The organism is Polaromonas sp. A23 (genome assembly GCF_002001015.1).
Lineage (GTDB): Bacteria > Pseudomonadota > Gammaproteobacteria > Burkholderiales > Burkholderiaceae_C > Polaromonas.
Map to the genome: position 1 here is coordinate 1 of NZ_MUNO01000008.1, position 19,883 is coordinate 19,883.

The 19,883-nt window shown below is 63.3% G+C and carries 22 protein-coding genes and 1 pseudogene; 7 read left to right on the forward strand and 16 right to left on the reverse strand.

The window, feature by feature from the left end; all coding sequences use genetic code 11:
• Positions 1-278: pseudogene (locus tag B0B52_RS03545) on the reverse strand (lysophospholipid transporter LplT); the annotation flags it as partial.
• Between the two features lie 197 nt (positions 279-475).
• Here B0B52_RS03545 and alr point away from each other — a divergent pair.
• Both alr and B0B52_RS03555 read left to right on the forward strand, forming a co-directional pair.
• The gene (gene alr / locus B0B52_RS03550) at positions 476-1,570 is read left to right on the forward strand and encodes an alanine racemase (RefSeq protein WP_077592244.1); all 1,095 of its coding nucleotides are present in this window, start codon (positions 476-478) and stop codon (positions 1,568-1,570) included.
• Positions 1,567-2,376: a hypothetical protein gene (locus B0B52_RS03555; protein ID WP_077592245.1), complete on the forward strand. Its 810-nt coding sequence runs from the start codon at positions 1,567-1,569 to the stop codon at positions 2,374-2,376. The genes alr and B0B52_RS03555 overlap by 4 nt, the downstream gene beginning before the upstream one ends.
• 15 nt (positions 2,377-2,391) lie before the next feature.
• Here B0B52_RS03555 and B0B52_RS03560 read toward each other — a convergent pair whose 3' ends face one another.
• The 12 genes from B0B52_RS03560 to hpaR all read right to left on the reverse strand — a co-directional run bounded on the left by B0B52_RS03560 (position 2,392) and on the right by hpaR (position 12,329).
• Positions 2,392-3,285: an NAD(P)-dependent oxidoreductase gene (locus B0B52_RS03560; protein WP_077592246.1), complete on the reverse strand. Its 894-nt coding sequence runs from the start codon at positions 3,283-3,285 to the stop codon at positions 2,392-2,394.
• A gap of 61 nt (positions 3,286-3,346) precedes the next feature.
• Complete coding sequence (locus tag B0B52_RS03565) at positions 3,347-4,249, reverse strand: DMT family transporter (protein ID WP_077592247.1); 903 nt, start codon at positions 4,247-4,249, stop codon at positions 3,347-3,349.
• Positions 4,246-5,241: a 2-dehydropantoate 2-reductase gene (locus tag B0B52_RS03570; RefSeq protein ID WP_077592248.1), complete on the reverse strand. Its 996-nt coding sequence runs from the start codon at positions 5,239-5,241 to the stop codon at positions 4,246-4,248. The genes B0B52_RS03565 and B0B52_RS03570 overlap by 4 nt, the downstream gene beginning before the upstream one ends.
• Before the next feature lie 38 nt (positions 5,242-5,279).
• Complete coding sequence (locus B0B52_RS03575) at positions 5,280-6,050, reverse strand: class II aldolase/adducin family protein (protein WP_077592249.1); 771 nt, start codon at positions 6,048-6,050, stop codon at positions 5,280-5,282.
• 12 nt (positions 6,051-6,062) lie between these two features.
• Positions 6,063-6,893, reverse strand: a complete 831-nt coding sequence (locus B0B52_RS03580) for an aldolase/citrate lyase family protein (protein WP_077592250.1) — start codon at positions 6,891-6,893, stop codon at positions 6,063-6,065.
• Between the two features lie 13 nt (positions 6,894-6,906).
• Positions 6,907-7,707, reverse strand: a complete 801-nt coding sequence (gene hpaH / locus B0B52_RS03585; RefSeq protein ID WP_077592251.1) for a 2-oxo-hept-4-ene-1,7-dioate hydratase — start codon at positions 7,705-7,707, stop codon at positions 6,907-6,909.
• A gap of 2 nt (positions 7,708-7,709) precedes the next feature.
• The gene (locus B0B52_RS03590; RefSeq protein WP_077592252.1) at positions 7,710-8,117 is read right to left on the reverse strand and encodes a 5-carboxymethyl-2-hydroxymuconate Delta-isomerase; all 408 of its coding nucleotides are present in this window, start codon (positions 8,115-8,117) and stop codon (positions 7,710-7,712) included.
• Between the two features lie 13 nt (positions 8,118-8,130).
• Entirely contained in the window at positions 8,131-9,054 is a 924-nt protein-coding gene (gene hpaD / locus B0B52_RS03595; RefSeq protein ID WP_077592253.1) for a 3,4-dihydroxyphenylacetate 2,3-dioxygenase, read from the reverse strand.
• Positions 9,055-9,056: 2 nt separating this feature from the next.
• Entirely contained in the window at positions 9,057-10,514 is a 1,458-nt protein-coding gene (gene hpaE, locus B0B52_RS03600; protein ID WP_077592254.1) for a 5-carboxymethyl-2-hydroxymuconate semialdehyde dehydrogenase, read from the reverse strand.
• Positions 10,515-10,516: 2 nt separating this feature from the next.
• Entirely contained in the window at positions 10,517-11,281 is a 765-nt protein-coding gene (locus B0B52_RS03605; protein WP_077592255.1) for a fumarylacetoacetate hydrolase family protein, read from the reverse strand.
• Entirely contained in the window at positions 11,278-11,901 is a 624-nt protein-coding gene (locus B0B52_RS03610) for a fumarylacetoacetate hydrolase family protein (protein ID WP_077592256.1), read from the reverse strand. The genes B0B52_RS03605 and B0B52_RS03610 overlap by 4 nt, the downstream gene beginning before the upstream one ends.
• On the reverse strand, positions 11,898-12,329 hold the full coding sequence (gene hpaR / locus B0B52_RS03615; RefSeq protein ID WP_077592257.1) for a homoprotocatechuate degradation operon regulator HpaR: 432 nt from the start codon (positions 12,327-12,329) through the stop codon (positions 11,898-11,900). The genes B0B52_RS03610 and hpaR overlap by 4 nt, the downstream gene beginning before the upstream one ends.
• Before the next feature lie 108 nt (positions 12,330-12,437).
• Here hpaR and radA point away from each other — a divergent pair, with 108 nt between their 5' ends.
• From radA to waaF, 5 genes are all read left to right on the forward strand, one after another.
• Positions 12,438-13,805: a DNA repair protein RadA gene (gene radA, locus B0B52_RS03620; RefSeq protein ID WP_077592258.1), complete on the forward strand. Its 1,368-nt coding sequence runs from the start codon at positions 12,438-12,440 to the stop codon at positions 13,803-13,805.
• A gap of 163 nt (positions 13,806-13,968) precedes the next feature.
• Positions 13,969-14,403 (forward strand): glycerate kinase, encoded by a 435-nt coding sequence (locus B0B52_RS03625; protein ID WP_077592259.1) that lies wholly within the window; start codon positions 13,969-13,971, stop codon positions 14,401-14,403.
• An 81-nt stretch (positions 14,404-14,484) separates the two neighbouring features.
• Positions 14,485-15,423 carry a branched-chain amino acid transaminase gene (locus tag B0B52_RS03630; RefSeq protein ID WP_077592260.1) on the forward strand — a complete coding sequence of 313 codons (939 nt, stop codon included), beginning with the start codon at positions 14,485-14,487 and terminating at the stop codon, positions 15,421-15,423.
• A gap of 2 nt (positions 15,424-15,425) precedes the next feature.
• Positions 15,426-15,635: a zinc-finger domain-containing protein gene (locus B0B52_RS03635; protein ID WP_077592261.1), complete on the forward strand. Its 210-nt coding sequence runs from the start codon at positions 15,426-15,428 to the stop codon at positions 15,633-15,635.
• A complete protein-coding gene (gene waaF / locus B0B52_RS03640) occupies positions 15,622-16,641 on the forward strand; it encodes a lipopolysaccharide heptosyltransferase II (protein ID WP_256387514.1) in 1,020 nt (339 codons plus the stop codon). Before B0B52_RS03635 ends, waaF begins: the two co-directional genes overlap by 14 nt.
• Here the strand turns inward: waaF and B0B52_RS03645 are convergent, their stop codons facing one another.
• The 3 genes from B0B52_RS03645 to B0B52_RS03655 form a co-directional block, all read right to left on the reverse strand.
• Positions 16,642-17,259, reverse strand: a complete 618-nt coding sequence (locus B0B52_RS03645) for a carboxymuconolactone decarboxylase family protein (protein WP_077592327.1) — start codon at positions 17,257-17,259, stop codon at positions 16,642-16,644. It lies immediately after the preceding gene.
• Positions 17,260-17,631: 372 nt separating this feature from the next.
• Positions 17,632-18,837: a HAMP domain-containing sensor histidine kinase gene (locus B0B52_RS03650; protein WP_077592263.1), complete on the reverse strand. Its 1,206-nt coding sequence runs from the start codon at positions 18,835-18,837 to the stop codon at positions 17,632-17,634.
• A gap of 153 nt (positions 18,838-18,990) precedes the next feature.
• The gene (locus tag B0B52_RS03655) at positions 18,991-19,701 is read right to left on the reverse strand and encodes a response regulator transcription factor (protein ID WP_077592328.1); all 711 of its coding nucleotides are present in this window, start codon (positions 19,699-19,701) and stop codon (positions 18,991-18,993) included.
• Positions 19,702-19,883 lie beyond the last annotated feature (182 nt).

The window sequence follows — 19,883 nt, forward strand, 5'->3', positions numbered from 1 at the left end:
AACAGCATCATCAGGCAACCCGCCACCTTGATGGCATTGCTGATGAACATCACCTTGCCCTTGGGCTGCGCGTCGGCAAAGGCACCGACGAACGGCGCCAGCACCACATAGAACAACGCAAACATGGAGAACAACGCAAACATGGGCACCAGCGCTGCCGGCTGCCACTTGGGAGCCCCGCTGCTGCGAAGCAGTTCCACGGCAGCCACGAACAGCGCGTTGTCAGCCAACGAGCTGAAAAACTGGGCTGCCATGATGGTGTAAAAACCGCGCTTCAGCTTCATTGAACTGTTTTGGTCACTGTGGCGAATGCATCAGGCACTCTGATGCAGCACGATATATGTGAATGTCTCCTGACGATCAAGGTTTATAGCACGCTGCAAGCTGGCAGAATCCGGAAATAGGCCTTGACAAGGTCTTCTCACGCAGGGGCGCTTCGCCCCATCCCCTGTTACAACCAGCGCACGATCGACCCATGCCCCGTCCCATTCTTGCCACCGTTCATTCCGCGGCCCTGAGCCATAACCTGGCGCGTGTCCGCGCTGCCGTGCCGGATGCGCGGGTCTGGGCTGTCGTTAAAGCCAACGCCTACGGCCACGGCATCGAGCGTGTTTTTGACGCGTTGCGCAGTGCCGACGGCTTTGCCCTGCTGGATCTGGCGGAAGCCCAGCGCCTGCGCGCATTGGACTGGCGCGGACCGATCCTGCTGCTCGAAGGCTGCTTTGAATTGCGCGATCTGGAGTTGTGCTCGCGTCTGGGCTTGTGGCACACCATCCACTGCGACGAGCAGATCGACATGCTGGCCACGCACAAGACCCAGGTGCCGCATCGCGTCTTCCTCAAAATGAACTCGGGCATGAACCGCTTGGGCTTTGCGCCCGAACGCTACCGGGCTGCCTGGACGCGCCTGAACGCCTTGCCCCAAGTTGAAGAAATTTCATTGATGACCCACTTCAGCGATGCCGACGGACCCAAGGGCATTGCGGCACAGCTTCGGGCTTTTGAGGCTGTCACGCACGACCTGCCTGGCGAGCGCACGCTCAGCAACAGCGCAGCGGTGTTGCGGCATGGCGCTGCCGTCGGCGAAAAGTCCGACTGGGTGAGGCCGGGCATTGTTGTGTACGGCAGCGCGCCCGATTTTCCCGAGCACAGCGCCGCCGACTGGGGCTTGCAGCCGACCATGACCCTGGCGGCAAAGATCATCGGCGTGCAACACCTCGTCGCGGGTGATACCGTGGGTTACGGCTCCAGCTTCACGGCGGACGGCCCTTTGCGTATTGGCGTGGTTGCCTGCGGTTATGCCGACGGCTACCCCCGACACTGCACAACGGGCACACCTCTCCTGGTCAATGGCGCGCGCACACGCATGGTCGGCCGGGTCAGCATGGACATGCTCACGGTGGACCTGACGCCGGTGCCCGAAGTCGGCATGGGCGCCGAGGTGACTTTGTGGGGCCGGTCTTCGGGCGGCGCGGTGCTGCCGATTGACGAGGTTGCCCAGGCAGCAGGCACGGTGGGTTATGAGTTGATGTGCGCAGTGGCGCCGCGCGTGCCTTTTCAGGTGGAATGAAAAACCTTTCGAACTGGCGCTCGGTCCGGGTGCTTGAAAGCCGGCTGGAGCGCGAACTCCGCCAGCGGCACAGCCTGGCCTTCCATGGTGTGTGCATAGGCGTTTTCACCCTGGCCATGATGTGGCTGGTCTCGCATCTTCAGATGATGCTCGGTGTGGATTCGCTGGCCCTGCGTTATCTCGTCACGCTGGGCGCTGGTTATCTTTCCTATCTGCTGGTATTGCGTTGGTGGGCGGCCGTGCTGGTTGGGCGCTCCAGCGACCCCGGCTCGATGGACGGCTTGGGCGATGTGGCTGATGTTCTCGGCGACTTTCCGGTGGGGCGGGATGGCGTTAACCTGCCCACATTGCAGTCCGGCCAGGGCGGTGATTTCGGTGGAGGTGGCGCTACGGGTGACTTCGGCGGAGGAACGGAGGCGAGCAACGGTCTGGGCGACGCAGCAAGCGGTGCGCTGGACGTGCTGGGTGGTGCCGATGAAGGCGCCGTGGTGGTGATTCCGGTGGTGGCCATTTTCCTGATCGGCGCTGCAGTTTTCCTCGGTGCCGGTTCCCTGCTGCTGCTTTTCTTTGGTTGGGAAGTGCTGCTGACCGTGGCGGTCGAACTGGCTTTTTCCTACGTCTCGGCACGCGCGGCCGTGCGCATGGTGCGGGAGGGCTGGATGTCGGCCGCGGTGCGCCTGACGTGGAAGCCCTTGCTGGGCGCCCTCGCCTGCGCGGTGGCGCTGGGCGCCACGATAGACCACTTCATCCCTGCGGCAAACTCCTTGCCGCAGGCGGTCAAGCTGATCAGGGCGCAAACGCGTTAGTCAGACGGGACCGGTTTACTGCGGCGCAATTTTTGCGCCCGTGAGTTTTTCCTGCGCCGTCACCAGGGCGGGGACGAACTTCTTGCCCTGGCCCAGGGCGCTGGCCATGGCGAGGCTCTGGTGCACGGCTTCGCCGACGAGTGAGGGTACGTTCACCATTTCGGCCAGATGGGTGTAGTAGCGCAGGTCCTTGCGTGCGTTGTCCAGCTCGAACTTCAGACCCGCAAAGTCGCCGTTCAGGGTTTTGGCCATGGCCTGGAACAGGCCGGAATTGACAGCGCCTGCCGAGACCACGTCAACCAGCTTCTGCGGCTGGATGCCGGCCAGGGCGCCGACCGCAAAGGCTTCGGCGGTGGCCGTGCAAATCGCCTGGGCGATAAAGTTGTTCAGCAGTTTGATGACATGGCCGGCGCTCGGGCCGCCGACGTGGAAGATGTTTTCGCAATAAGCCGCCAGCACCGGCCGGATCTGGTCGAACACCGCCTGCTCCGCACCGACCATGGTGTTGAGCTTGCCGAGCTCGGCTTCCACCGGTGTGCGTGCCAGCGGGGCGTCCACCAGGGTGGCGCCGCGTTCGGCGCACAGGGCGGCCAGGCGGCGCGTGGACTCGGGTTCGCTGGTGGAGGTGTCGATCACGACCAGCCCCTTGCGCGCTGCGGACAGTACGCCCTGCGGGCCGGTCAGCGTTTGCTCGACCTGGGGGGAACCGGTCACGCAGATGATGACCGCGTCGCAGGCGGCCAGGGCTGCGGGCGTGGCGACCTGCTTTGCGCCCGCGGCCAGCAGGTCGGCCACGCGCTCGGTGTTGCGGTGCACCGTCAGGCTGACTTCAAATCCTTTGGCTTGCAGGTTGCGTGCGATGCCGTGGCCCATCAGGCCGGAAGCGCCTATGACGCCGATGTGTTTCATGTTGTGTCTCCTGGGGGGTGAGCGAATGCCGGGAAAAATGCACTTTACCCGGATAGAACCCTTAGCGCTTGCGCAGGCCCAGCACCATCACCGCGCCCACCACCAGCAGGGCGCCTGCCACCTGAACAGGTGCAATCGCCTGGTCCAGAATCAGCCAGGCCAGCACCAAGGCAAAGACGGGCTCCACGTTCATGATGGCCGAATTGCCGGCCACGCCCAGCTTGGGCAACACGGTGAACATGATGGTGAAAGCCGTGCCATACAGGAATGTGAGCGCCGCCAGGCCCCACCAGCCGATGGCCGCTTGCGGCAGATGAAAGCCGCCCTGCACGGCCACGCCCGCCAGTGCAAACAGGCCGACGGTGGCCATGGTTGTCAGCGTGCGCACGCGACCGTCCACATCGCCGGCTTCGTGCTGGGTCAGCACCAGCGCCACGCCGAAGGTGGCGGCGGCAGCCAGCGCAAAAGCCACGCCGGTACCGATGCGGCCCCACTGCCCGGCCGCGCCCAGGCCCGAAGCCGCGCCAAAGACGTCGAGTGCGAGCGCCAGCCCGATCAGGATCACCGGCATGGCCAGCAACATCGCGCGCTCGGGCGAGCGGCGGTACAGCAGCCGGTCCCAAAGCGCCGTCCAGATCGGATAGGTGTTGAAGGCCAGCAGGGCCAGCGCCACCGGCAGCCGCGCGACCGCTGAATACAGGCACAGGCTCTGCACCGCAATCAGCAGGCCGATGACCGGCAGGATGCGCTTGTTGCGTGCAGTGAAGCGCAGGGGCACGCGCTGGATGGCAAGAAGCGCCGCCACCACCAGTGCCGTGACCACGCTGCGGAAAGCCACCGCCGTGGCCACGTCCACGCCGTCGTTGAAGGCCAGGCGCGCGGCCACATGGTTGGCGCCCATCATCAGGGCGATCAGCAGCAGCGTGGCAAACGCCGTGCCGCTGAGGGCTTTGCCTGTGGTCATGGGTAAAGACGGTGGACGCGGGCGTGCAGGCGGGAAAGACCCAGCAGTGCATCGGTAAACGGCGTCGGAACCTGCGTCAGCTGGCCCAGTTCCCGCACCACGCTCACCAGCGCATCGAGCTCGACCGCCTTGCCGGCTTCCACGTCCTGCAACATGGAGGTTTTGAAAGCGCCTAGCTTGAGCGTGACGGCGTGCCGGTCTTCGGGCTGTTGCTCAATCGGGAGGCCGATGCGAGCGCCTATCTCCTTGGCTTCGAGCATGATTTTCGAGATGAAGTCACGCACCAGCGTATCGCCGAGGATCAAATCGGTGGTGGCCCCGGTGAAGGCGCTGATCGGGTTGACCGTCATGTTGCCCCAGAGCTTGTACCAGGCGTCTTTCTGGATCTGCGCCGACACGCTGGCTGCAAAGCCGGCGCGCACCAACAGGTCTGCCAGCGCCTGCACGCGTGGGCTTGTCTGGCCCGAAGGCTCACCGATGATGAGGCCGTTGCCGAAATGGTTGCGAATCAAACCGGGCGCATCGACCGAGCAACTGGCATGCACCACGCAGCCGATGACGTTTGCCGCCGGGATGGCCGCGGCAATCTCGCCGGTGGCATCCACCGCCTTCAGTTGCGTGCCGGCGTAAGGGCCGCCAAAACCCTGGAAGAACCACCAGGGCACGCCGTTCATCGCCGTCAGGACGAGGGTGTCGGGGCCGATCAGTGGCGCGATGTGGCGTGCCACGTCGAGCAGCGCCGGTGCTTTCACCGCGATGACCACGAGGTCTTGCACGCCGAGCGTCGACGGGTCGGCGCTGGTTTGCACGGCGGCGGATCGTGTGTCTGTTCCACTCGCCACACGCAAGCCGTGACTGTTCAGCGCTTCAAGCGTTGCACCCCGCGCGACCACACTGACACTGCAGCCCGCGGCAGCCAGCCCGGCGCCTATCCAGCCGCCAATGGCGCCGGCACCGTAAATACATGATTTTTGGATGTTTTTATAAGTCATTTTGGCCTCTGGCCCTTTAGATTCGGGCGTGAGTAGCTCTAATTTTGATAGCTGATGTCCATCTTGTCGACCTGCCGCACCAGTGCGTCGAACACGTCCTGCCCTGCGCCGAACTGGGCGTCGAACTGGAAGGAGTCATGGGTGGTTTTCCTGGCGACAGCTTCAGGCACCGTGATCGCCGGCCCCATCGCTGCCTGCGCCATCTGGATGTCGCAGGCGCGTTGCAGGGTCCACAGCCGCACAAAGGCCAGCGGTAGCGTTTTGGCCCAGGCCAGCAGGCCGTGGTTGCGCAGGATCACCACCGGCTTGTCGCCGATGTTTTTAAGAAGGCGCGGCGCCTCGTCGGCGTGGATGGTGATGCCTTCGAAGTCGTGATAGGCCACCAGGTCATGCAGCTGCGCAGAGTAAAAATTGTTCTGCGCCAGCCCGCACTGCGTGCAGGCCACCGCGATGCCGGCCGTGGTGTGGGTGTGCATCACGCAGTGCGCATCGGGCAGGCCATCGTGGATGGCTGCATGCACTGTGAAGCCGGCAGGGTTGACCGGATAGCGCGAGCCGTCAAGCACCTTGCCCTGCAGGTCGATCTTCACCAGGTTCGACGCGGTGACTTCGCTGTAGTGCAGGCCGAAGGGGTTGATCAGAAACTGCTTTTGTCCGCCGCTGGCGCTGTCCGGCAGCCGCACCGTGATGTGGTTGTAGATCATCTCGGTCCAGCCGAGCATGGCAAACACGCGGTAGCAGGCGGCCAGCTCGATGCGGGCTTTCCACTCGTCGGGGTGCATTCCGGGTTTTTGGAGGATGGCGTTCATGGATGTCTCCGGTCAATAGGTTTTGCTGGCGGGCACGGCTGCGACACTGGTCTTGAAGCGTGCAGCCAGCGCGCTGGTGTGGCGTACCAGCAGGTTGGTGTCCAGGCCGACGGCGACAAAGGTGGCGCCCATGTCCAGGTAGTGGCGCGCCAGTGTTTCATCGGTGCTCAGGATGCCGGCGGCCTTGCCGGCCTTGAGGATGTGCACTATCGCTTTTTCAATGGCGGCCTGCACGTCCGGGTGGCCCGGGTTGGCGACGTGGCCCAGGGAGGCTGACAGGTCGGCCGGACCGATGAACACGCCGTCCACGCCTTCGGTGGCGGCAATCGCATCGAGATTGTCCAGTGCGGTTTGTGTCTCGGCTTGCACCAGCAGGCAGATTTGCGCATTCGCCTCGTGCGCATAGGCCGGGTAGCGCCCCCAGCGCGAGGCGCGCGCGCCGGCCATGCCGCGTATGCCGCCGATGTCTTTGCCCTCTGCGTCGTATTGCGGATAACGGGTGGCGCGCACCAGCGCAGCGGCCTGCGCAGGTGTGTCGACCATGGGCACCAGCAGGGTTTGCACGCCGATGTCGAGGTACTGCTTGATCAGCATCTCCCCCACATGGCCGTGGCCCATGGGCACGCGTGCCACCGGGTGCGACGGGTAGGCCGCGACAGCCTGCAGCTGCGCCAGGATGCTGCGCACATCGTTGGGCGCATGTTCGCCGTCGATCAGCAGCCAGTCGAAACCGGCGCTGGCGCAAATCTCGGTGCTGTAGGCATCGGACAGGCTCAGCCACAGGCCGATTTGCGCCTGCTTGTTGCGTAGGGCTTGCTTGAAGGTGTTGACGGGGGTTTGCATGGGTATGGTTTTTTCAGGTGAACTTGAATTCAAAGCGACCGAGTGGGCCGTAGTCGGTGTCGAAGACGTCGCCGGTCTTTGCAACGACCGGCCGGGTGAAGGAGCCCGCCAGCACCACTTCGCCGGCTTCCAGGCATTCGCCCCAGGCGCTGAGTTTCATGGCCAGCCAGGCGACGCCGATGGCCGGGTGGCCCTGCACGCCGGCCGCCAGGCCGGTTTCCTCGACCGCGCCGTTCTGGCGCAGGATGGCACCGACCCAGGGCAGGTCGACTTCGCGAGGTGACATTTGTTTTCCACCCAGTACGATGCCTGCGTTGGCGGCGTTGTCGCTGATGGTGTCTTGCACCTTGCGCATGGCCTTGCTGTGGCGGTCGAACTGTTCGATGCGCGCGTCGATGATTTCGATCGCAGGTTGCACGTAGTCGGTGGCATTCAGCACATCGTCCACAGTGATGTTTCGGCCTTCCAGCTTTTTCTTCAGCACAAAGGCCAGCTCGACTTCGACGCGTGGCGCGATGAAGCGGGCCGCCGGAATGTTGCCGGGTTCAAAAAACATGTCGTCCAACAGCGTGCCGTAGTCGGGTGAGTCGATCTGGCTGGAGATCTGCATCGCGCGCGAGGTCAGGCCGATCTTGTGGCCTCTGGCCACACGCCCTTCAGCGAACTTCATCTTCACCCACGCGCGTGAAATGGCATAGCCGTCTTCCACGGTCATGCCGGGGTAACGTTTTGAAAAATGCTCGACCTGCACACGGGTCTGCTCGCTGTGGTTCAGCTCGGTGGCCAGCTGGGCAATGAGTTCGGGGCTGAACATGGTCAGGTTTTCTGGAAGAGGGGATGGAGATTGCTGTGTTTGCCGTCGTAGACCTGGCCGGGGCTTTCGTCCATCTGCATCGTGATGCCGATCAACCGTTCCTTCATCAGGGGATCAAAATGGGCTGTAGCCGCCGCCAGCAATGCATCACCAGCTCTCTTTTTGGTAGCGTCCGAGCGGCCCGCGGCCATGCGCAGGTTCAGATAGACAAAGGCGTAGTTTTGCTTACCGTCCGCCACCGCGTAGTGCGCGGCCGGGTAGGCCAGCACCCTTGTACCGCCGGTGGGGAAGACCTGTTTGCCCTCCTCGTCTTGCACGGCCAGCATGGTGTCGGCCAGTGCACGGCACAGCGCCGTCATGTCGGTGGCAGCGTCGAGGTTGGGGGTGTAGAGGATGACGAGGTGTGGCATGTGGTTCTGTGGGTCAGAGTCGGCTTACGGCCTGGTAGCCCCGCGCGGACGAAGCCTGCGCAGCGGGGATGGCCGCGCCGGTTTGTGGCGTGACCGGAAACACGGCATTGATCTGTCCCGTGCCCGAGGCGCCGAAGTAGGGCGTCACCACCTCCGCCTGGCCATCGTAGCCGGACCAGCCCAGCGCGCCCAGCAGCATGGCGGTGTCGTGCATGAAGCCTTCGCCATGGCCCTTGGCCGCGTACTCGGGCAGCATGGCGCAGAACGCAGTCCAGTCGCCGCGCTGCCACATGCGCACCACTTCCTGGTCCAGCGTTTCGAGGAAGGGGCTCCAGATTTTGAACGCGTATTCGGGTGCCAGTCCGTTTTGTGCAAAGCGGTGCGAGAGAGAGCCACTCGCAAAAATCGCCACGGTGCCGTCATACTCGTCTTCAATCGCGCGGCGTATGGCCCAGCCCAGGCGTGCGCTGTCGTTCAGGTAATGCGCCTGGCACAGGGCCGAGACCGACACCACCTTGTAGTGCTGGTCGGCGTTCATGTAGCGCATGGGCACCAGCGTGCCGTATTCGGGGTTCAGCGTGGTGGCGTCGTGCGCCAGGGTTTCCACACTGTGCGCATTGCAGATCTTGGCCAGCAGCTGGCCCAGCGCCGGGTTGCCCGGGAACTCAAAGCCCATGTTGCTGATGAAGTGCGGCAGTTCGTTGCTGGTATACAGGCCTTTGAAGTGCGGCGCGCAATTGATGTGGTAGTTCGCGTTGACCAGCCAGTGCGTGTCGAACACCACGATGGTGTCCACGCCCAGGGCGCGGCAACGCCGGTCGATTTCCAGGTGGCCGTCGATTGCATCCTGGCGTGTGCCCTTGCGCGGGCCGTCCAGCTCGCTGAGGTACATCGAAGGCACGTGTGTGATCTTGGCGGCGAGGGCGAGTGTTCCCATCTTCAGACTCCCCAATGTGGAATGTGATGGCTGCCCAAGGACACCGCGACGTTCTTGGGTTCGCAAAACACTTCGTAGCTCCAGGTGCCGCCTTCGCGGCCGGTGCCTGATGCCTTGGTGCCGCCGAAAGGCTGGCGAAGGTCGCGCACGTTCTGGCTGTTCACGAAACACATGCCGGCTTCGACGGCGGCGGCGACACGATGCGCGCGGCCGAGGTTTTCGGTCCAGACATAACTCGATAGCCCGTACTGCGTGTCGTTGGCCAGGCGGATCGCGTCGGCCTCATCCTTGAACGGGATCAGGCAGGCGACGGGACCGAAAATTTCTTCCTGCGCGATGCGCATGCGGTTGTCGACATCGGCAAACACCGTGGGAAGCACGTAATTGCCCTTGCTGACGCGGCCCGGCAGGTCCGGTGTGCCGAGCCCGCCGCACAGCAGGGTGGCGCCTTCCTTCGGGCCGAGCTCGATGTAGCTGCGCACCTTGGCCAGGTGCCCTTGCGAAATCATGGGGCCTATGGTGGTGGCTTCATCGAGCGGGTCACCAACCTTGATGCGTTTGGCGCGCTCCACGAACTTCGCAGCGAAGTCGGCGTAGATCGATTGCTGCACCAGAATGCGGCTGCCTGCGGTGCAGCGCTCGCCGTTGTTGGAAAAGATCATGAAGACGGCGGCGTCGAGGGCGCGCTCAAGATTGGCGTCCTCAAAAATCACGAACGGTGATTTGCCGCCCAGTTCCATGCTGAATTTTTTCAGACCGGCAGCCTGCACGATGCGGTTGCCGGTGGCGGTGGAACCGGTGAAAGAGATGGCGCGCACGTCGGGGTGGCGGCACAGCGGCTCACCGGCGTCTTTGCCGTAGCCGTGCACGATGTTGAGCACGCCGGGCGGAATGCCGGCTTCGAGTGCGAGTTCACCCAGGCGCGCCGCTGTCATCGGCGACAGCTCGCTCATCTTCAGCACCGCGGTGTTGCCGAAAGCCAGGCAAGGTGCGACCTTCCAGGTGGCCGTCATGAAAGGCACGTTCCATGGCGAGATCAGCGCGCAGACGCCGGTCGGGTGGTACAGCGTGTAGTTGAGGTGCGTCTCGGTCGGGTAGGTGTGGCCGTCGACACGTGTGCACATTTCTGCAAAGTAATAAAAATTGTCGGCCGCGCGCGGAATCAGCTGCTTGCCGGTCTGCGCAATTACCTGGCCGCAATCATCGGTCTCCATGCGGGCGATCTCGGGCACGTGGGCGGCGATCAGGTCGCCCAGCTTGCGGATGAGTTTGGCGCGCTGCGGCGCGGGCATGCCTGCCCACTTCGGGAAAGCTTCTTTCGCCGCGGCGACGGCGGCGTTGACTTCGGCTTCGCCGCCCGCGGCTACTTCGGCCAGCAGGTCCTGTGTGGCGGGGTTGACGGTCTCGAAGTAGCTGCTGCCCGGAACGGGCTTGCCGTTGATGAGGTGATCTATTTTCATATTCATTCAATCGTGTTGATGAGTTCGCCCAGCCCCTCGATGCTGGTGACAATCACGTCGCCAGGTTGGCAATCAACCACCCCGTCGGGTGTGCCGGTCAGGATCAGGTCGCCGGGTTGCAGGGTCATGAAGCTGCTGAAATATTCGATCAAAAACGGCACGTCGAAAATCATGTCGCGCGTGTTGCCCGTTTGCGTGACCTTGCCATTGACGGTGGTCTGCAGCGCCAGCGCCATAGGGTCCGGCACATCGGCCGCGTCCACCAGCCAGGGGCCCAGCGGTGTGCAGGTGTCGCGGTTCTTCACGCGCAGGTTGGGGCGGTACCAGTTTTCCAGGTAGTCGCGGATCGCGTAGTCGTTGGCGACCGTATAGCCCGCGATGAAGTCATAGGCATCGTCGCGCTTTACCCTTTCGGCCGTCTTGCCGATGACTACTGTGAGTTCACATTCGTAGTGCATGAACCGCACGCCGGCCGGGCGGCGCGTGAGCTGCCGGTGGCCGGTCAGCGTGCCTTCGCCCTTGACAAAAACCAGTGGTTCTTCGGGCGCCTTGAATTCAAGTTCCTTCGCGTGGTCGGCGTAGTTCAGGCCAAGGGCGAGGATGCTTCGCGGGCGCGGCGTGGGTGCCAGTGGCGGCAGCCAGGTGAGCAGGTCCTGAGAAATAACGCGGCCGTCGCTCAGGCGTACAGCCGCTTCCGGATGACCGCCGAACTCATGGCTGGTGCCCGTATATTCACGCCCTTCATACATGACTCGGGCGTGTTTCATGCGGGCTCCTCAATAAGCGTGTTGCTCAATGTGCCGAAGCCCGGCGCCGTGATGTCAATGCGGTCACCCACTTTGGCCAGCGGCCGGCCTGCATCGCAGCCCAGCATCAACACATCGCCGGGATGCAGCGTCATGAATTCACCGACATCGGTCAACAGCCGGGCGGCATCGCGAATTAGGTGGTTGAAGTTCATGGTTTGTTTGAGCTCGCCGTTGATGCGCACTTCCAGCATGAAACCCGACGGATCGCCGGCTTCGTTGGCAGGCACCAGGCGCTCGCCGATACCCAGAAAGCCGTCCAGGCATTTGAACTTGACGGGCGGCCGGAAAAAGCTGGCGTGCGGAACGGACAGGTCGTTCATCAGCACATAGCCGGCAGCCGTGCCGGCCACGCCCATCACCATCGCGATGGTCGCGCCGATCTCGACCTCGGAAACGCGGGCCGGCACGGTGATGGCCGCACCATGCGCGCTCCAGGTGTTGGCCGTTTTCACGTAGAGCACAGGCGCTTTCGGGGGCGTCTTGTAAGGCGGCTGATTCATCTGCGGCGCCAGCGCTTCGACTTCCGCGCGAAAGTTCAGCAGCGTGCCGTAAACGGTCCCTTGCGGCATCCAGCTCATGGCTGCTCCAGTTCAATCAATTTATCGAGCAGTTCATAAAGCTGTGCCAGGCTCTGTTTGCCCAGGGTTGTTTCCATCCAGGCGTAGTGCGCCTCGATCGTCTGCGACAGGGTTTCGACGAGCTGCATGCCTTTGTCCGTGGCTTCGACCACGGTGCGGCGCTGGTCGGCCGGATCGCGCGCGCGGCGGATCAGGCCGTCGCGTTCCATGCGGGTCAGCACACCGGTCAGGCTGGGCCCGAGGATGAAGGCTTCGCGTGCGACCTTGCCGGTCTCCACCACGCCGTGTTCGCCCAGCACCCGCAACACACGCCATTGCTGGTCGCTCAGGGCGTGCTCACGCAGGCGCGGCCGCGTGTGCGCCATCACGGATTCGCGCGCCTGCAGCAGCAGGCGGGGCAGGTTGCGGTGGGTAAAAGGGGTGGTCATGCAGGGTGTCAAAATTATTTAACATGTTAAATGAAATGACGCTTTCCTGCCCAGCCCCTGCCTGCCGGGATTTACCCGTACTGTGATTAATTACAGTAATATCGCCGCATGGCCAAAGACAAGACGATTTACACCTGCACCGAATGCGGCGGCATCAACCCGAAATGGCTGGGCAAATGCCCGCATTGCGGCGCCTGGAACACGCTGATCGAATCGGTCGCGGAAAGTCAGTCGCCGGTGAAAAACCGCTTTGCCTCACTGGCCAAACCGTCGGAAGTGGCGACCCTGGCCGACATCGAGGCGACCGACATGGCGCGCACGCCCACCGGGCACGAGGAGCTGGACCGCGTCCTCGGGGGCGGCATCGTCGAAGGCGGTGTGGTGCTGATAGGCGGCGATCCCGGCATCGGAAAATCAACCCTGCTGCTGCAGGCGCTGGACTCGCTGCAGCGCGCCGGACTCGATACCTTGTACGTCACCGGCGAGGAAAGTGGCGCCCAGGTGGCGCTACGTTCACGGCGGCTCGGGCTGGACGGTTCCCAGGTCAAGGTGCTGGCGGAGATCCAGCTCGAGAAAATCCTCGCCACGCTGGAAGCCACGCGGCCGGCCGTGGCGGTGATCGATTCGATCCAGACTGTTTATTCAGACCAATTGACCTCGGCGCCGGGCTCGGTGGCGCAGGTACGCGAATGTGCGGCCCACCTCACGCGCGCGGCCAAGGCCAGTGGAGTCTGCATCGTGCTGGTCGGCCATGTCACCAAGGAGGGCGCCCTGGCCGGACCGCGCGTGCTGGAGCACATGGTGGACACCGTGCTTTATTTCGAGGGCGACACCCATTCGAGCTTTCGCCTGGTGCGGGCCATCAAGAACCGCTTCGGCGCGGTCAACGAGATCGGCGTGTTTGCCATGACCGAAAAAGGCCTGAAGGGGGTGAGCAATCCGAGCGCGATTTTCCTGAGCCAGCATGCCGAACCGGTGCCGGGCAGCTGTGTGATGGTGACGCTGGAAGGCACGCGCCCGCTGCTGGTCGAAATCCAGGCGCTGGTCGACAGCGGTGGCCCCAGCCCGCGGCGCCTGTCGGTGGGCCTGGACCGTGACCGCCTGGCCATGCTGCTGGCGGTGCTGCACCGCCACGCCGGTGTTGCCTGCATGGACCAGGACGTGTTCGTCAACGCTGTTGGCGGTGTGCGCATCAGCGAGCCGGCGGCCGACTTGGCCGTGATGCTGTCCATCACCTCCAGCCTGCGGGGCAAGCCGCTGCCCAAGGGATTCATCGCCTTCGGTGAGGTCGGACTGGCCGGCGAAGTCCGCCCCGCGCCGCGCGGACAGGAACGCCTGAAAGAAGCGGCCAAGCTGGGTTTCAGCGTGGCGGTGGTGCCCAAGGCGAATGCGCCCAAAAAGCCCATCGAAGGCCTGACTATCCATGCTGTCGAGCGTGTGGAAGAGGCCATGGAAGTTGTGCGTAGCCTCGCGTAAACAAGGCTCCAGTCAGATTTTGCTATTAAAAATGTAGCTACTTACGCCCGTAACACCTGGGCAAAGCGCCGATTTCACTTGCAAAACATGGCTGAACGGTCCGCCGGACCGCCTACGCACTCCCCGCAGGAAAGAGTTTGGTCAGGGCTGCGAAAATAGCGTCATGAACTTCCAGAAAATCCTTGTTCCGATCGCCGGTGTCGCTTTGGTGGCGTTGGCGTACCGCGGCTTCGGCTGGGCCGGCGTGGCGGCTGCCGTTGGCGGCCTGATGATGTGGCTGCTGCTGCATTTCACCCGCATGATGCAGGTGCTCAGGCGCACCGCCAACCGGCCCATCGGTTACCTCGACAGCGCCGTCATGCTCAATGCCAAACTCAAGCCGGGCATGACGCTGCTGCACGTGGTGGCCATGACCCGAAGCCTGGGTGCACTGCAATCTGAAAAGGATGCACAGCCGGAGGTGTTTCGCTGGACCGACGGCGGGCAGTCGCACGTTACCTGCACTTTTGTCGGCGGCAAGCTGACGCACCATGTGATGGTCAGGCCGGAGGAACCCGATTCCCCGCCCGCCACGGGTGAGCTGCCGCCGGCCCCGTAAAATCAGCGTTTCGGGTTTTCGCGGGGCCTCCGCCCTGCCGGCCAAAGAATCACTCCCACGACATTACACAGGATCAGCACCATGCCCCCAGTAGCACCCTCCATGGCAGACCGCGACGGCAAAATCTGGATGGACGGCCAGATGGTCGAATGGCGCGACGCCAAAATTCACGTGCTGAGCCACACGCTGCATTACGGTTGCGGTGCCTTCGAGGGCGTGCGTGCCTACAACGCCCAGGGCGGCACGGCCATCTTCCGGCTGGAAGAACACACCGAGCGTCTCTTCAACAGCGCCAAGATCCTGCGCATGAAGATTCCCTTTACCCAGGACGAAGTCAACGCAGCCACGAAAGCTGTCGTGCGTGAGAACAAACTGGAGTCCTGCTACATCCGGCCGCTGACCTGGATCGGCTCACAAAAACTCGGCGTCAGCCCAAAGGGCAACCAGATCCACCTGATGGTGGCGGCCTGGGCCTGGGGTGCCTATCTGGGTGAAGAGGGCATGAAGCGCGGCATCCGCGTGAAGACTTCCAGCTACACCCGCCACCACGTCAACATCACCATGACGCAGGCCAAGGCGGTCAGCAACTACACCAACTCCATCCTTGCCAACATGGAAGCGCTGGACGACGGTTACGACGAAGCGCTGTTGCTCGACGCCTCAGGTTTTGTCAGCGAAGGCGCCGGTGAAAACATTTTTGTCATCAAGGGCGGCGTGGTCTACACGCCCGATTTGTCGGCCGGTGCACTCAACGGCATCACACGCAACACCATCCTGCACATCTGCAAGGACCTGGGGCTGGAGCTGGTGCAAAAGCGCATCACACGCGACGAGGTGTACATCTCCGACGAGGCCTTCTTCACCGGTACCGCCGCGGAAGTCACGCCGATCCGCGAACTCGACCGCATCGAAATCGGCGCCGGCTCGCGCGGGCCCATCACCGAAAAAATCCAGAGCGCGTTTTTTGACATCGTCAACGGACGCAACCCGAAGTACGCCCATTGGCTCGCGAAAGTCTGATCATGAGTACCTCCTCTACTGTTGAACTGCTGGCCAAAGACCTGAATTCGCAGGGCGGCGTGTTCTGCCCGAGTCCCAAGGCAGATATGGCGATTTGGAACAGCCATCCCAAGGTCTACCTGGATGTGGTGCGCACCGGTCAGGCCAAGTGCCCCTACTGCGGCACGCTCTACAAGCTCAAGGACGGCGAGCACGTCGGTGCCCACCACTAGCAGGTCGCTGATCGTCGCCCCTCAGTGGATAGGCGACGCAGTCATGACCGAGCCGCTGCTGCGGCGCCTGCATGCGCGGGGTGAACAACTCACCGTTGGGGCTCTGCCTTGGGTGGCGCCGGTGTACCGCGCGATGCCGCAGGTGCACGAGGTCATCGAGTTTCCATTTGCGCACGGCGGCCTGCAGCTGAAGGCGCGCCGCGCACTGGCGAAACGCATCGCCGGGCAGTTCGATAGCGCCTATATCCTGCCCAACTCCCTCAAAAGTGCGCTGCTGCCATTGCTGGCCGGTATCCCGAAACGCATCGGTTATCTGGGCGAGGCGCGCATCGGCCTGCTGACCCACCGCCTGAAAAATCCCGCCAAGGGGCAGCGTCCGCCCATGGTGGCGTTTTATTCGGCACTCAGTGGCGAGACGGACCTGGACGCGGACCGGCCGCAACTGCAGATGCCGGCTGATGTGGTGGCGCAGGCGCTCACCGAACTCGGCCTGCAGCGCGGCGCTTATCACGTGTTTGCGCCGGGGGCCGAATATGGGCCGGCCAAGCGCTGGCCTGCGCGGCATTTTTCCGAGCTGGCCCAGAAACTGGCGCTGCCCGTTCTTTTGCTGGGGTCGGGCAAGGAAGCCGCGCTGTGCGAAGAAATTGCCGTAGCCGCCAACGCCGGGCGCCCTGGCGCCTGCGTCAATCTGGCAGGCAAGACCAGCTTGATTCAGGCACTGTGCGCCATCGCTGCGGCCAGGAGTGTCGTGAGCAACGACTCCGGGCTCATGCATGTGGCCGCGGCCTTTGGCGTGCCGCAGGTGGCAATTTTCGGTTCGTCCAGTCCCCTGCATACGCCGCCGCTAAGTGCCGAGGCCAGCGTGCTGTGGCTGAAGAACGATCCGGCCTACCAGCCACCGCTTGATTGCGCGCCGTGTTTTGAGCGCGAGTGCCCCCTGGGCCACACGCGCTGCCTGAATGACATCAACCCTGCGCGCGTGCTGCAGGCCTTGCAGGTCGGCTGATCAGGCGGGAAACGCCGCCAGCGGCGCGAAGCCCGGCTTGTTGTCTGTGGGCGTGCGTGCCACATTCATGACCCAGCAGACCATCGCAAAATAGCCGACCAGCGTCGACAACTCGACCACACCCTGCTCGCCGAACACACCCAGTGCGGCGGCATAGCTGCTGTCGCTGACACCGTGGTGTTGAAGCAGCTCGGTGACCAGATCGACGGCCGCCGCCTCGTCCGGGGCCGTGCTGTGCGGGTACCGGCCTTCGGCAATGGCATCCAGGCTGGCCTGCGGAACGCCGGCCTTGAGCGCCAGCGGAGCATGCATCAGCCATTCAAACTGGTTGGACACATGGCGCGCGACCAGGCACATGACAAGTTCACGGATGCGGACTTCCAGCACGCTGTCAAAACGCAGGTATTCGCCAACCTTGCCGACACGCGACATCAACTCGGGGCTGCGTAGCAGGGGAATGAAGGGGCCGAACACGGCCTTGCGCGGCCCGGCAATCAGGGCGTCGGCCGCCTCGCGCTGCGCGGCAGACATGGCGTCTGTGGCCAGCATCGGCAGCCGTTCATGGGTCGGCACGGCAAAGCCCTGGATGACAGGGGCGGTTGGATGGGTCGAAGGCACGGCAAAACTCCTGAGATCAAGCGGGTTCACGGAGGCGGCGCGCTGTAAAAAAGCTGCCGCCCGGCGGCTCTGCAATGGTACGCGCCCGCATGGGGTGGCTGTTGATTGTGAACGGGCAAAAAAAAAGGCCACCTTGCGGTGGCCTTGCCAAATCCCTTGCGGGACGTCGTTGAGACTGAGAATCTGTTGGCCGATTTTGTCTTCTGCCTTTTCAATTTTTCCGTGTTGTCACAGCAACCGGTGAACTGTAAAAGTTCGGGGGCGGGCCGGCATCCCCTATTTGAGGGAGAGCTGTGGTTTTTATGCGTGAATAGGCCAAATATTGCGATTTATTTCACGCTGCGAACGCCCCCACGAGTGTCATGACCAGGGTCATGCCGTGGCCGGCATGGGCAGCTCAACCACAAAAGAGGCGCCCCCGCCCGGCCTGTCTTCGCAGCGGACGATGCCGCTGTGACGCTCGGTGATGGATTTGACAAGCGCCAGGCCCAGGCCAACGCCGCCTTCGTGCTCGCTGGCACCCGGCAAGCGGTAAAAGGGTTCAAAAATGCGCTCCCGCTGGTCGGGCGGTACGCCCGGCCCATGGTCATTGACGCGGATGACGGCGCGCCGCTGCGCGCCTGTGTCGGTTTCGCTGAGCTCCAGGCTCACTTCACCGGTGCTGTAGCGTCTGGCGTTTTCCAGCAGGTTGCGGATCAGCCGGCGCAGCAGGCGCGCGGAGCCTTGCAGCGTGAGGCTTTGCGTCTGAAGCGCTGTACCCAGCTGGGCTTGCACACGGGCGCATTCCTCGGCGGCCAGGCCGGTCAGGTCCAGCGTCTCAAACGGCTCTGCGTCCGCTTGCTTCGTATCAAGTCGGCTGGCCAGCAGAATTTCGTCGATCAACTGGTCCAGCTCATTGATGCTGCGCGAGATCTCTGCGCGCTGCGTGGAGCCAGGCGCGGCATCCATCAGTTCCAGGCCCATGCGTATCCGTGCCAGCGGTGAACGCAGTTCATGCGAGGCATTGGCCAGCAATGACTTGTGCGAGGCGAGCAGCGACTTCTGCGATTCCATCAGGGTTTCGATGCGTTCTGCGGCATGGTTGAAACGCTCGGCCAGAAAGGCCACTTCGTCTTCTCCCTGCACGACCATGCGCGCCGACAGGTCGCCGCTGCCCCAGCGCTCAACCCCGCGCTGCAGGCCTTCCAGCCGCTGCGTGAGCCGGCGGATGATCGGATAGGCGCCCATTGCCACCGCCAGCGCCACCACGCCCAGCATCCAGCCGAAGCCGAACGGCGGCCGGCTCCAGGCGTTTCGGGGAGGGCGTTTGGGCCGGGGCAGCTCAAGATTGAGCACCTGGCCGTCCGTGGTCACCAGGTCAAACTCCAGGCCGTCGCCCGGTTTCCGGTCGGCTTTGGTTTGCGCCCTGCCGATGACTTCACCCGCCTGGTTGTGCACCAGTACTTCACGTATTGGCAGTTGGGGCGGGTCCGTGCTCAGTTGCCACGCGGCGCCCACCAAAAAAGCGAGCACGACCACGGTTGCCACCACGGCAAGCCAGATGCGCACATAGAGATGCGATGTAAAGCGGGACCACATGGGAGACTCCTACAAATCCGATTTTCGGGCGCATGACTGCGTTGCGCGGTGCTCGGAATCCTCATGCACCCCAGTGCATTCCGGTGTCCTGCGCTCCGTGCGCCTTGCCCTGCATCCCGACAATCGAATTTTTAGAAGTCTCATAAGACCGGTTCAATCCTGCTGCTTGGCAAAAACGTAGCCGACACCGCGCACGGTGAGAATGCGTTTGGGGTCTTTGGCATCGAGCTCTATGGCGCTGCGGATGCGGCCCATGTGCACGTCAATCGAACGGTCGAAGGCTTCAAGTTCCCGGCCGCGCACTGCCTCCATGATCTGGTCCCTGGAGAGTACCCGGCCTGCGCGTTCGGCGAGGGCCACCAGCAGGTCGAACTGGTAGGAGGTCAATTCGCAAATCTTGCCGGCGACGGAAACCGTCCGCGCGTCACGGTCGATTTCCAGCGAGCCGAAACGCATGGTCTGCTGCGTGCCTGCCGTGCTGCCACCTTCACCGCCGCGGCGTAACACGGCGCGGATACGCGCCAGCAGTTCACGTGGCTCGAAAGGTTTGGGCAGGTAGTCGTCAGCGCCGATTTCCAGCCCGACGATCCTGTCCATGGGATCCCCTTTGGCCGTAAGCATCAGAACCGCTGTGCGGGAAAACTCCCCGCCCAGGCCCTTGATGCGACGGCACACCTCCAGGCCATCCATGTCGGGCAGCATCAGGTCAAGAATGACCAAGTCGGGCTTGCAGCTCTGCAGGGCTTCCAGGCCCTTGGCGCCGTCAACCGCATGGGTGACGCCGTAGCCTGACTGACGCAGGTACTCGATCACCATGGTCGCCAGGCGGGTGTCGTCTTCGATCATCAGAAGTTGCTGTGTCATGGGCTGGCTCGCTGGACGGGTGCTGGTCGGCTGTTCAGTGTAGCCACTGGCGCCCGTTTGTGGCGAGGCGCCGAGGACGTCGGTGGTGAAAGGGCTGGGGTTGCGGTCGCTCATGAGGGACTCCTTCTTCAATGACGGTCCATCGTGCGCGCCCAGGGAGAAGTCGCGTTAAAGCGGCTGTA